Below are 12,435 nucleotides of genomic sequence, written 5' to 3'. Positions count from 1 at the left end.
GGGTTGCTATGACCGGAGGCGGCAGTCTGCCATCCCGCCTGCCTGCCGGTAAGCGGGAATACGCCGCGACTCGCGGCGAAGATCAGCGTTTAGGCGGCCTGAGCCTGAGCTTCGAGCCGTTGGACCGGAATCGCCACGATGGCGCTTTCGCTGGCGGAAGCATCCGTGGTCAGGTGCTGGATCAGGTCCACGGTGGTGGACCGGCGGGTCAGCATCAGGCAGGTGACTTCCTCGTCCGTGACGCGCGTGGCGTGCCAGCAGCCCGGACGCATGCAGACGCCCTGCCCCTGCGGCACGCGGAATGCCGCCAGCGTGGCCAGGTCCGGACTGCCGTCAGCCGCGCTGCGCGCCACAACCTGGATGATCTCGCCCGTCAGCGGCACGATGGCCTGCTGCGTCAGCAGATGCTTTTCCAGGCTGGAGATTTCAAAGGACTGGCTGCGGTAGTTGACCCACAGCAGCTCGGCGTCGCCGCCGGCGCCGGTATTGAACTGGTGCTCCTGCCAGAAGTCGGTGTCCTGGTTGGAAAACAGGGGTACGCCGTTGCCGTCCGGCATGGGCTTGCCCAACATCCAGCCGTAGGCCTTGAAGGCGTCCGGTGTCAGATCGTTGATGTCCAGCTGTTTTTCACTCGTCATGCGGAACCCTGTGATGGCTTGGTCGCGCCGCCGCGCTTGGGAAACTCGGCGTCGTAGTCGAATTCGCCGCGCGCGATGGCCTCGAGTATGGCGGCCCGCCGGTCGGCGGCGCGCTTGAGGTTGGCAGCGGTGGGCTTGACGCGGATGCGTTCGACGCAATGCCGGCCTTCATAGAAGAAGCCGATCTCGATGGAAGACTCGGACGCGGGCCTGACCCCGTCGAATCCCTGGCGCATCGCCCTCTCCTGTTATAGCCGATGAAGATGCACATGATATCGCTTTACACTGGCCCGACCTCCCTCACCCCAGGAAGCGCAACATGACTACCAATCTGTCGTCGCACTATCTCCTGCTGGACGCCTCGGGCACTTGCTCCGCCGTCGAAGGCGGAAACGCCTTCTGGTCGCAACCCGAAAAGGAACTGGAACGGTTCGGCCTCGGCTGGCTGGTGTCCGAGTACGCCTTCGAGAGAGACTGGCCGCAATGGGAAATGCACCCGCAGGCCGACGAGGTCGTGCGCCTGATCGAAGGCGCCGCGGAATTGCGGCTGGAATGGCCGACGGGCGAGCAAGCCGTGCGGATGCAGGCGGGCGACGCCTATGTGATCCCCAAGGGCATCTGGCACACGCTCAAGGTGGCCGGTCCCTGTCGCATGCTGCACATCACCATGGGCGCGGGCACGCAGCACCGGCCGCTGTAGGCCGCCCGTCGTAGGCTGCCCTCTATCCGGCCGCGCCCGCGGCGCGCACGCGGGAAATCTCGCGGTCGTCTATCGGCCAATGCAGCGCCGCCGACAACACGCCCAGCGCCATCGCACCCAGCCAGATCAGATCATAGGACCCGGTGGCCTCGAACACCACGCCGCCCAGCCACACGCCCAGGAAGGAGCCGAGCTGGTGGCCGAAGAACACGAAGCCGAACAGGGTCGTGATGTAGCGCACGCCAAACACCTGCGAGATCAGGCCATTGGTCAGCGGCACCGTGCCCAGCCAGACAAAGCCCATGACCGCCGCAAACACGTATACGGTCCATGACGACAGCGGCAGCAGCACGAACAGTGCGATGGCGGCCGTGCGCAGCAGGTAGATGCCGGCCAGCAGGTACTTGCGGCGGTGGCGTCCGCCCAGGACGCCGCAGACATAAGTGCCCATGACGTTGGTCAGCGCGATGATGGCCAGCGCCGCCACCGCGTCGGACGCGCGCAGGCCCTTGTCCATCAAGTAGGCGGGCAGGTGCGTGCCGATGAAGGCCAGCTGGAAGCCGCAGGCCAGGAAACCCAGGTTCAGCAACCAGAAGCCAGGTTGGGCAAAGGCTTCGCGTATGGCTGCGGACATGGACAGCCCCGCCTCGCCCGCGGACGCGCCCTGCTCCCGGCCGGGAGACTCCCGCAACGGCCAAGCCAAGGGCAGCAGCACGGCCAGCGCCAGCGCGAACGACAGCAAGGCCGCGACCCAGCCCCAGCCGCTGATCAGCCATTGCGCGGCCGGCACCATGGTGAACTGGCCCAGGCCGCCCACGGCGCCCGCCACGCCCAGCGCCCAGCTGCGGCGTTCGGGCGCCACCAGCCGACTGAGCGCGCCGTAGATCGCGGCGAACGCGGTTCCGGACAGCGCGATGCCTATGCATACTCCTGCAGTCCACAGAAACCCTGCGGGCGTAGCGGCATGCGCCATGCCCACCAGCCCCAGCGCATAGAACACCAGCCCGCCCGCGATCACCTTGGCCGAGCCGTAGCGGTCGGCAATCATGCCGGTAAAGGGCTGGGCCACGCCCCAGGTCAGGTTCTGCACCGCCAGCGCCATGGCGAAGGTCTCGCGGCTCCAGCCCCGGTCCATCGTGACGGGCAGGAGGAACAGGCCCTGCACGTGGCGCACGCCCAGCGCCAGGCCCATGATGACGCCGCCTGCCAGGACCAGCAGCAACAGCTGAGAAGCATCCAGTGAAGACTTGCGCAGGACGGGCATGGCGGACCTCGGCAGTGGAACGTCGCCCGCGTGCAAGCAGGCACCGGCGTCCATTACAGGGCCGCCGGGCGCACGCATCAACCGATTATTTTTTGTCCGCTGCATGCATGGCGGGAATGCCATCGCAGTCCTGAAACCCGCGCTTTCCGGGCAGCGGCAGCGGTGTTGTTAACGGTTTGTTTTCTACAGTTACATTTGCCGTGCAATTGCAGGCTGACGCTGGTTACAGTGCTGCCTTTCCCATCATTCTTGGCAGGCATACGACCATGTGGCACGCCCAGCCCGGCCTTTACGCTTGCGCGGTTGCAGCCCGCGCCGCTGCACGATGAAGACCCCGCTCGCCCTCAAACCGCTGGCGCTGGCCGTGGCGCTGGCCGCCCTACCCGCCGTCCCCGGCGCGGCGCAAGCCAGGTCCAACTGGATCGACCAGTGCGCCCCTGGCTACAACGAATACAACGGCGCCAACCTGGAATGCCAGCAGGCCTTCCATGAAGGCCTGGCCGCGGTGCTGACCGGGTCGGCCGATGACGACGCCGGACGCTGGGGCTATCTCGACAAGCGAGGCCGCATGGCCATCGCTCCGTCCTTCCGGGAGGCCAAGTCCTTTCAGAACGGCCTGGCCGCCGTGAACCAGGATGGGCTATGGGGCTATATCGATACGCAAGGGCAATGGGCGATCAAGCCGCGCTTTTCCGAGGCGACGGGCTTTAACGCCGAGGGCACCGCGCTGGCCGAGGAAGACGGGCACGACGTGCTGATCGACCGCAAGGGCAACATCGTCAAGACCTTCGAGCTGGGCACGCGTTCCTGGGGCTTCCAACGGGGGCAGAAGCTGGCATCGATGGAGATGCCCATGCCGCCGCGCCTGTTCAACACTGCAACCGGCAAGGCGACGGCGCTGCCCGCCGGCGTCATGGCGCTGGCTGCGCCCAGCGGCGGCTACCTGCCTGCCCAGTTGCGCGATTCGCGCTACAGCGGCTGGTGGGGCCTGCTGGACGAGCAGGCCCGCTGGGCGATCGCGCCGGACGTGTTGCGCGCCCGCGAACCCGCGCTGCGCGACGGCGACGTGCTGGCGGTGAGCCGCGACGCGGGCTGGACGTTCGTCGATCCGCGCGGCAAGACCATCCACAAGCAGCGCTACGAGCACGTGCAGCTGGCGGGGCCGGGGCTGTGGCTGGTCAAGCAGAAAGGCGCGGGCAAAGCGCTGCTGTTGAACGGCAAGCTCGGCGTCCAGCATGCATTCAAGGGCAATTACATCGGCCTGGATGAACGCGAGGGCTGGCGCGTCATGATCGATGACGACGCCGTACTGCTGATCGACCCCGCCGGCAACTTCCGCAAGATAGACGCGCGCAATGGCCGCGTGCAGCTGAGCAACGGGCAGGCCTGGGTGACGGCATCCCTGCCTCCGCGCGCCGTGGATATGGCGGTCGATGCTGCCGCGGCAGCCGATGCCGCAGCAGCCGGCGCCGCCGCGGTCGCTGATGATGGCCCCGGCGAGGCGGTGGAGGCCTCGGCCGACGCCGCAGTTTCCGCGCAGGAAGCGGTCGCCGCAGCAGCCGCCGCCTCGGAAGCCGAGACCGTGGCCGTCGACGTCGCCACGCCTGCCGCAATGGACGTAGCAGCCGCTGCAGTGGACGCCTCCGCAGCCGCCATGCAAGCGACGAGCGCGGATGCCGCTCCCGACACCGGCGGCGGCCTGCTGCAGATCTATACGCGCGAAGGCAAGCCGCTGCTGGACGCAGACACCCTCGCTCGCCTGCAGGATTACGACATCAGGCCTTTTTCCGCCCGCGAGTCCGCCCACGGCCGGGCCAGCGCGGACAGCCTGCCGCTGGCCCTGTTGCGGCCGCTGGACTATACGCAGCCTCTCGGCATCCTGACGGCCAAGGGCAAGATCGTGACCAACCCGGACTGGGAGGACATGTCCAGCTACGACGTGTCCATGCCCTTGCCCGTGCGCGCCGCCAACGGCAAATATGGCGCTATCGATGCCGACGGCAACTGGTCGGTGCCGCCCCACTACAGCGTCATCCATCCGTTCCGCGGCGGCTACGCGCAGGCGGCCTCGGGACGCAGCCGCAGCGACGGCGACCAGCTGATCGACGCCCGCGGCAAGGCCGTCGCGGTCCCGGCCGAGGTGCTGGACGGCGCCAGGTACTTCGACGGCGAACTGATCCAGTACCGCGCGCCGGACGAAAACCGCGAGAACCGCTGGGGCATCTGGAACGTCGCCAAGGGCGCGCCCGCCGTCAAGCCCGTGTACGAAAGCATGGAGAAGTTCGAAGACGACTGGGCCAAGGTCCAGCAGCAGGATCGCTGGGGCGTCATGAACCGCGAGGGAAAATGGGTGGTGCCCGCCACGCAGGAGAGCTCGTACAAGCTCGAGTATCTGGGCAACGGCCTCATGCTGGTCGAGGACAACGTTTCCGGACAGCGCGCCCGCAGCTCTTTCGATACCACCTACCGCTTGGTGAACCTGCGTACCGGCAAGTCCAGCGAGCCCATTACCGGCAAGCCGGAGCGCCTGAAGGACGGACGCTACCTGGGCGCGCTGGCGAGCGGAGGAACCATGGTGTTCGACGCACAGGGCGGCGCCACGCGCGTCTCCGACGGCAGGGCCAAGCGCACGGAGCTGTACCAGCACTGGCTCTACATCGAGCATGACGACCGCGAGGGCGCCATCGACGCGCGCGGCAACATGAAGGTCCCGGCCATCTATGGCGAGTTCAATCCATTCTTCGGGCAGCCCGAGGGACTGGCGCGCGCCTACACCGGCTCCAGCTACCGCGTGATCGACCAGGACGGCAAGACCGTGCTGGGCAAGCTGGGCGACGGCTCGCCGCTGGCAACCATGCAGCGCATCGTGTTCCACGACTCGGAAAATTCCGTCAGCATCATGACGGACCTGCAAGGCCGCGAGATCACGCGCATCGACGGCACCTACAGCGTGGAAGACCGCAGCGCCAACGAAGGCGTGGCGCCCTATCGCAGCCGCTCGGGCAATGGCAGGCATGGCTTCATCGATGCCAGCGGCAAGCGCATCGTGGGACCGCACTTCGACACGCTGGGCCCGCTGAACAACGGCCTGGCGGTGGCGCGCCGCCTGCAGTATTCCGGCACGCTATATGGCTATATCGACCTGACGGGACGCTATGCGATTCCGCCTGTCTTTACCTGGGCCGGCAACTTCAGCGAGGAACGCGCGCTGGTCCGCAGCAACCATCAGGGCCGGAACACGCAGTACATCGACACCAAGGGCGTGCCCATCGCCACGTTCACCGAGGTATGCGACACGGTAACCATCCTGGACGACCAGGGCAGGATTACCTGGCCGCAGCAGAAAATGGATTGCCCCGTGGCCGACAAGTTCGAACTCGCCCCCGACAACGCCAAAGCGAAACAACCATGAAGTCACGCGCGATACGCACCACCCGCCTTGCCTGCGCCCTGGCCGCGCTGGGCGCGTCCCTGTCGGCGCATGCGCAATACTCGTACTGCATCGATGAGAAGCCGTATAGCGTCGCGGCCGACGACGATATCAGCCCCTACGCCAACGGCTGCATCCGCACGCTGGCGGACCAGCGCGCCGCAGTGCTGCTGCCGTCCGCGCTGGTGAACATCGACCGCGTGCCGCGCGATCATTCGCTGCGCCGCCATGCCTGGGGCTTCCTGGACCAGAACGGCCGGCTGGCGATTTCGCCCATCTTCGAGGCGGTGGGCGATTTCCGTCACGGCCTGGCCGCGGTGAAATGGAAAGGCAAGTGGGGCTTCATCGACACCAAAGGCCGGATGGCGGTGCCGCCGCGCTACGACGCCGTGCAGGACTATGCCGAGATCGGCCTGACCGTGGCCGTGTTGGACGGCCGCTATCTCTTGATCGACCGCAAGGGCCAGCCGGTGGGCGAACCGATGGACGAAGGGGTGCAGTCCTTGCACGTGGGCGCGGGCGTGCCGGCGCTGGCGACGGTGGAGTACAAGCCGGAGTACCGCTCCAGCACCGGCGAACGCCGCTACAGCGACGCCGATGTCAGCATCTTCAAGTCCTATGGCAACGGCCTGTACATCGCCATCAACAAGGAAGGCCGGTACGGCCTGGTGGACCGGGACTGGAAGTGGGTGATCGAGCCCAACTATCAGGATATCTCGGTGCCGGGCGAAGACGGCTCGATGGCCGTCGCCTATGGCGACGGCGATGCGCTGCTGCTGGACCGCGACGGCAAGCCCGTGGGCGCGGACCAGGGCTACCGCAGCCTGAGGCCCGTGACCAAGGCATTCTGGAGCGCCGAGCTCGGCCGCAATTCCTATGTCGTGCTGGACAGCGGCGGCAAGCCCGTCGTCACGCTCACGTCCGCCGAGGCCCAGGAATCGCAGCGCCACGGCGACGCCATCGTCTACCCGTCTGGCGGCAAGCAGATGGCACTGGTTCCAGGGCGCGCGGAGCCGCTGACGCTGGGCGCGGGCCTGTTCGTGGCCGAGGACCAGAACGGCTACGTGCTGTTCTCGAACGAGGAACGCGTGCCGGTTGGCCTGTTGACGCCGATGGGCAGCTGGCTGCACGGCGACACGGCTCCCGCCTGGCTCAAGGACACCGGCAGGATGGTGGTCAGCCAGGGCAAGCTGTGGCTGTTCAAGCAGGAAGGCGAACTGCTCAACGTGCTGAACGATGAAGGCCGCCTGCTGCTCAAGCCCGAAACCGTGGAAGCCGCCAAGAGCCGCTCGCTCAAGGAGCTGCCGCTGGACATACCCGGCAGCGCGCTGGGCCTGCTGGCCCAGGACCACTGCCAATGCACCGAGGACGGCGCCGGCCTGCTGCTGGCCGACGGCGGCATTGCCTCCGACCCGACCTGGCGCAGCATCATCCCGCTGGACGGATCCGACGAGGATTACGACACGCAGGCGGATGCGGAAGCCGCAGGACTCAAGGCGGAGCAGTTGCGCTACGCCGCCCAGACCGCCGCGGGCCTGCTGCTGCTCGATGCCATGGGCAAGCCCATGGATCTGCCCGCGCAGCAGCACATCGGGCCGTTCCGCCATGGCTATGCGCCCGCCTACGCCGATGGCGTGAGCCGCATGCTGGACCGCAGCGGCAAGACCTACGACCTGCCCCGCGACTTCTTCGAGGCGCAGATCGTCGCCCCCGGCGTGGTCCGCTTCCTCAAGACCGCGGCCGAGGGCTCGCCCTGGGGCCTGTACGACTTCGTCGCCGGCAAGGAAATCGCCGCGCCCGCGTTCCAGGACATCGGCCTTTTCCTGGACGGCCAGGCGGTCGCCTCGCTGGGCCAGGACCGCGTCGGGGTCATCGACCTGCAAGGCAAGTGGATCGTGCCGCCCAGCCACCACAGCGCCGAACGCATCGCCGCCAAGATCTGGAAGCTGCGCCAGGCCGGCCCGCAGCAGGAAGAGTACGAACGTCCCGCCGCCGTCTTCAACGCCGAAGGCCGCGCACTGACCGCCTTCCGCCCCAAGCTGTCGGTCGGCGTGGACAGCGACGGCGCCATTGCGGCCAGCGACGACAAGCACCGCTGGACCATTGCGCCTGACGGCTCGGAAGCGGTGGACATGGAAGACGCGGACTACGTGCGCATGGGCGACTGGACGGTGCTGCGCCGCCAGCCGCGCCAGGGCTATCTGGACAGTCAGGGCCAATGGCAGATCGCACCGCTGTCCGCCACTGCCGGCACCTTCCGCGGCGAGCCCGCCCGCGCCCTGCTGACGGGCGAAGACGGTCCGCGCCTGATCGACGACCAGGGCAAGACCGTGACCGCGCTGCCCGCCGGCGAATGGCGCTGGCCGCAGGGCTCCGACATGCTGCTGCGGCATTACTACGCGGGCAACCGGGAGATGACCGACTACACCGGCCTGGACGGCAAGAAGCGGCTCTCCGTCGAGGGCCTTGCGTCAGCCTATTCCGAAGGCCGCGCGGTAACACGCGTGTCCAACCGCGGCATGCGCGCGCTGGACGGCAAGGGCGCCCTGGCCGGTCCCGCGTTCGACGCGCTGGGCCCGCTGCGCGAGGGCCTGGCGCCGGTCGGCATCGATAGCGGCTACGGTTACGTGGACGCGCAGGGCAAGCTGGCGATCGCCGCGGATTACCGGGCGGTCGCGCCGTTCAGCAACGGCCGCGCGGTGGTGTCCACGGTGGAGGAGTCGATGATCATCGACGCCTCCGGCAAGCAGGTGGCGCGGGTGGAAATGGTATGCGGCATGCGCACGCTGTATGGTTCGCACAACCAGCGGCTGTGGCCGCTGAGCCTGCCCAGCCGCTGCACCCGCTAGCGCCGCGCGCCTACTGCGCGTCCAGCGCCAGGTAGCGGCGCGTCTGCACGATCTCTTCCCGCTCCTTGAAGCTGGTGAGCTGATCGGCCAGCGCGCTGCTGTCGCCCGTCTGCTTGATCGCCGCCAGCGTGGCCTGCATGGCGTGGATGGCGGCGCGCTGCAGGTCCGACGGAATGATCGCCAGGCGGTAGCCCATGGCCGCCAGGTCGGCCAGCGGCGTGAGCGGCGTCTTGCCGCCGTAGAACATGTTGATGAGCTTTAGGCCCGGCAGGCGTTCGGCGATGGCGCGGATCTGCTCCAGCGTCTCGGGCGCTTCCACGAAGATCATGTCCGCGCCCGCCTTCAGGTAGCGTTCGGCGCGCGACAGCGCGGCCTCGAAGCCTTCGACGGCGATGGCGTCGGTGCGGGCAATCACCAGCGCATCGGGGTCGCTCAGGGTCTGCCGCGCGATGTGCACCTTGCGGCACATTTCCTCGGCGGGAACCAGGCTCTTGTCGTCCAGGTGGCCGCAGCGCTTGGGAAAGGACTGGTCTTCGATATGGAAGGCCGCCACGCCGGCGCGTTCCATGATGCGCACCGTGCGCTCCACGTTGGCCGAGCCGCCGAAGCCGGTATCGGCATCAGCCACCACCGGCAGGCCGCTGGCGTCCACAATCTTTTCCACGCGGTCCATGACCTCGGTAAAGCTGAGCAGGCCGATGTCCGGATAGCCGGCCGCGCGGGCGATGGCGCCGCCGCTGGCGTAGACAGCGGAAAAACCCGCGGCGGCCACCAGACGCGCGGACATGCCGTCATAAGCGCCGGGCGCCACGACGATGTCGCGGGCCAGGTGCTGGCGCAACAGGGTGCTGGGTTTGATGGGGGCATTCATGCGGATTCCTTTGCGGGTGTCGTCGATGTATGCATGATCGGCGCGTCGCAATAGAATGTCCAATATATGGAAAATTGATAATCAATACTTTAAAAGTACAGATATGGAACTGCGCCATCTGCGTTACTTCGTCGCCACCGCCGAGGCCCAGCACTTCACCCGCGCCGCGGAACAGCTGGGCATGGCGCAGCCGCCGCTGTCGCAGCAGATCCGCCAGCTGGAGCAGGAAGTCGGCACGCCGCTGTTCGATCGCACCGGCCGCGGCGTCGCGCTGAACGATGCCGGACGCGCCTTCCTGGTCTGCGCGCAGGATATCCTGCAACGCGCCGAGGCAGCCGTGCGTACGGCGCAGCGGGCCGCGCGCGGTGAAGTCGGCGAACTGACATTGGGATTCACGGAGTCCGCGTCCTTCAGCGGCGTGGTGACGGAACTGATACGGCAGTACCGGCAGCGCTATCCGGACGTGGAAATGACGCTGTCGCAGGGCGATAGCGAAACGCTGGTGGCGCAGCTGCGCAGCGGCGCGATCGACGCGGCCTTCGTGCGTCCGCCCTTCGCGCTGGACGGCGGCCTGGCGTTCACGCAACTGGCGCAGGAACCGCTGGTGGTGGCGCTGCCGCTGGGCCATGCATTGGCGCGGCGCAAGCGGCTGGCGCCCGCCGATCTGGAGCAGGAACGCTTCATCCTGTATTCGCGCAAATCCGGCTATGGACTCAGCGCCGACATCATGGCGGCCTGCCGCCAGCATGGGCTGAATCCGCAGATCGGCCAGCGCGCGCCGCAACTGTCGTCAGCGGTGAACCTGGTGGCGGCGGGCATGGGCGTGGCCATCGTGCCGGAATCGCTGCGCCATCTGCGTCCCGACGGCGTGGTGTACCGCCCCTTCGCGCTGGACTGGCCGCGCGCGGTGCTGGGCCTGGCGGTGCGCGAGCAAGGCGCGGGCGGGCGCGTGCGCAATCTGCTGGCGTTGGCCGGCAGCTGAAGGTCTTTATCCCCTTGCCAGCCTACGCATCGATTCAGCCTTCGTGCGATTCGTGCACGGCCACGGCGCCGCGTTTCCAGTAGCTGGCGGCGCGGATGCGGCTCTTGTCGACGCCGTGCTGCGCCACCATGATTTCCCGCACCGCCTTGGCCGCGGCTGATTCCGCGGCCACCCAGGCATAGCCTTCACCCGGCGGCAGCGTCAGCTCGCGCGCGGCTTCCAGCAACAGGGTGCTGTAGCCCGGCGCGGTGCCGTTGCGATGCAGCCAGCGCACCGAAGCCTGCGCCGCGGTGGCCAGCGGGATTTCATTGGAGGCATCCGGCACTTCGATCAGCACCAGCGCCTGCGCGCTGGCCGGCAGCTCTTCCAGGCGGCGGGCGATGGCGGGCAAGGCGGTTTCATCGCCGATCAGCACATGCCAGTCGAAGCCCGTCGGCACGACGAAGGAGCCGCGCGGCCCGCCTATGCCCAGTTGCTGGCCGGGTTCGGCCTGTTCAGCCCAGGTGGACGCGGGGCCGTCGCCGTGCAGCACGAAATCGATGACGAGTTCCTTGCGCGCCGCGTCGAAAAAGCGCGGCGTGTAGTCACGGGCGGCGGGCTTGGGCGCGCCTTCGGGGAACTTTATGCCGTCCGGAGTCACGGCCGGCAGCGCCGGCGGCAAGGACGGATCGGCGGGAAAGAACAGCTTCACGTGGTCGTCGAACGAGGCGGACACGAAGTCCTGCAGCTCGTCGCCGGTGAAGGTGACGCGGGCCATCAGGCCGGCGACGCGTTCGACGCTGGCCACGGTCAGCGTGCGCATCTTCAGGTTGTGGCGGACGCGTTCGACATTCAGGTCGTTGCGGGTCATGGATACTCCAGGAATAAGGTCTTCAGGAACAGGCCTGGCCATTGATGTCCTCAGTGGCGCGGGCCAGGATGGCCGCGATGCGCCGCTGCTCCGCGGGCGAGGCGTCGGTGCGGTCCAGCAGCGCGCGCTTGAGCGCCTGGCGCGCGGCCACGAATTCGGGCAGCCAGCCGGTGGCGGTGTCTTCGCCTTCGGGGCCGACGTTGCGCGGCTGGCCGCTCCAGGCCTGGCGCATCCAGTCCATCTTGCGCGCCACGTGCTTGAGCTTGTTGAACATCAGCGCCAGGCGTTCGCGGTTGCCGTCCAGATGCGCGCGGCCCGGCTCCGCCAGGTGATAGCGCTTCTTCGCGCCCTCTTGCTCGACGGTGGCGTAGCCCAGCTCTTCCAGATAGGTCAGCGCGGGATACACCATGCCGGGGCTGGGCGTGTAGAAGCCGTTGCTGAGCGCGCCCAGCGCCTTGATCAGCTCGTAGCCGTGGCTGGGGTTCTTTTCCAGCAGGCCCAGCAGCATCAGTTGCAGGTCGTCGGCGCTGACTTTGCGGCTGCGGGTCCAGCCGCGGCCGTCATCGCCGAAACCGCCGCCGAAGCCGCCGCCTTCGCCGCGCTCGTCGGCCGGACCGGAGAACCAGTCGCCGCCCGCGCCGGCATGGCGCTGATGGTGGCCATGGCCCTCGCCGTGATGGCGGTGGTGCGCATGGGGATGATGGGAATGGGAATGACCGTGGCGGCCCTGCGGCTTCTGGCGGGCTCGGCGCACGAATGCGGTAAGGAATTGGGCATCACGCATGGTTTACCTCCGGTGTCTATCGTACGAGTTATATCTTACGACATATATCTTACGATATACCTGCGAT

Annotated in this window: 10 protein-coding genes; 4 read left to right on the top strand and 6 right to left on the bottom strand. The window is 67.6% G+C overall.

Annotation, left to right across the window (positions count from 1 at the left end; all coding sequences use genetic code 11):
• Positions 1-89: 89 nt before the first annotated feature.
• Both IAG39_RS03100 and IAG39_RS03095 read right to left on the bottom strand, forming a co-directional pair.
• Positions 90-638, bottom strand: a complete 549-nt coding sequence (locus IAG39_RS03100; protein ID WP_059373960.1) for an ureidoglycolate lyase — start codon at positions 636-638, stop codon at positions 90-92.
• A complete protein-coding gene (locus IAG39_RS03095) occupies positions 635-874 on the bottom strand; it encodes an Arm DNA-binding domain-containing protein (protein WP_059373961.1) in 240 nt (79 codons plus the stop codon). The genes IAG39_RS03100 and IAG39_RS03095 overlap by 4 nt, the downstream gene beginning before the upstream one ends.
• A gap of 83 nt (positions 875-957) precedes the next feature.
• Between IAG39_RS03095 and IAG39_RS03090 the strand changes: the two genes are divergently transcribed.
• Positions 958-1,338, top strand: a complete 381-nt coding sequence (locus IAG39_RS03090; RefSeq protein WP_059373962.1) for a cupin domain-containing protein — start codon at positions 958-960, stop codon at positions 1,336-1,338.
• Positions 1,339-1,360: 22 nt separating this feature from the next.
• Here IAG39_RS03090 and IAG39_RS03085 read toward each other — a convergent pair whose 3' ends face one another.
• Positions 1,361-2,602, bottom strand: coding sequence for an MFS transporter (locus IAG39_RS03085; RefSeq protein WP_059373963.1), 1,242 nt, complete (start codon positions 2,600-2,602; stop codon positions 1,361-1,363).
• A 325-nt stretch (positions 2,603-2,927) separates the two neighbouring features.
• Here IAG39_RS03085 and IAG39_RS03080 point away from each other — a divergent pair, with 325 nt between their 5' ends.
• Positions 2,928-6,014, top strand: a complete 3,087-nt coding sequence (locus tag IAG39_RS03080; protein WP_118931463.1) for a WG repeat-containing protein — start codon at positions 2,928-2,930, stop codon at positions 6,012-6,014.
• On the top strand, positions 6,011-8,881 hold the full coding sequence (locus tag IAG39_RS03075; protein WP_118931462.1) for a WG repeat-containing protein: 2,871 nt from the start codon (positions 6,011-6,013) through the stop codon (positions 8,879-8,881). Before IAG39_RS03080 ends, IAG39_RS03075 begins: the two co-directional genes overlap by 4 nt.
• Before the next feature lie 10 nt (positions 8,882-8,891).
• Here IAG39_RS03075 and IAG39_RS03070 read toward each other — a convergent pair whose 3' ends face one another.
• Positions 8,892-9,752: an oxaloacetate decarboxylase gene (locus tag IAG39_RS03070; RefSeq protein WP_118931461.1), complete on the bottom strand. Its 861-nt coding sequence runs from the start codon at positions 9,750-9,752 to the stop codon at positions 8,892-8,894.
• 103 nt (positions 9,753-9,855) lie between these two features.
• Here IAG39_RS03070 and IAG39_RS03065 point away from each other — a divergent pair, with 103 nt between their 5' ends.
• Positions 9,856-10,734, top strand: a complete 879-nt coding sequence (locus IAG39_RS03065) for a LysR family transcriptional regulator (protein WP_059373966.1) — start codon at positions 9,856-9,858, stop codon at positions 10,732-10,734.
• Between the two features lie 34 nt (positions 10,735-10,768).
• Here IAG39_RS03065 and IAG39_RS03060 read toward each other — a convergent pair whose 3' ends face one another.
• Positions 10,769-11,584: a siderophore-interacting protein gene (locus IAG39_RS03060; RefSeq protein WP_118931460.1), complete on the bottom strand. Its 816-nt coding sequence runs from the start codon at positions 11,582-11,584 to the stop codon at positions 10,769-10,771.
• A 22-nt stretch (positions 11,585-11,606) separates the two neighbouring features.
• Positions 11,607-12,368 carry a PadR family transcriptional regulator gene (locus tag IAG39_RS31505; RefSeq protein ID WP_223283274.1) on the bottom strand — a complete coding sequence of 254 codons (762 nt, stop codon included), beginning with the start codon at positions 12,366-12,368 and terminating at the stop codon, positions 11,607-11,609.
• Positions 12,369-12,435: the final 67 nt, after the last annotated feature.

The sequence above is a fragment of the Achromobacter xylosoxidans genome, assembly GCF_014490035.1.
Lineage (GTDB): Bacteria > Pseudomonadota > Gammaproteobacteria > Burkholderiales > Burkholderiaceae_B > Achromobacter > Achromobacter bronchisepticus_A.
This window is presented reverse-complemented; position numbering and strand designations above follow the sequence as displayed.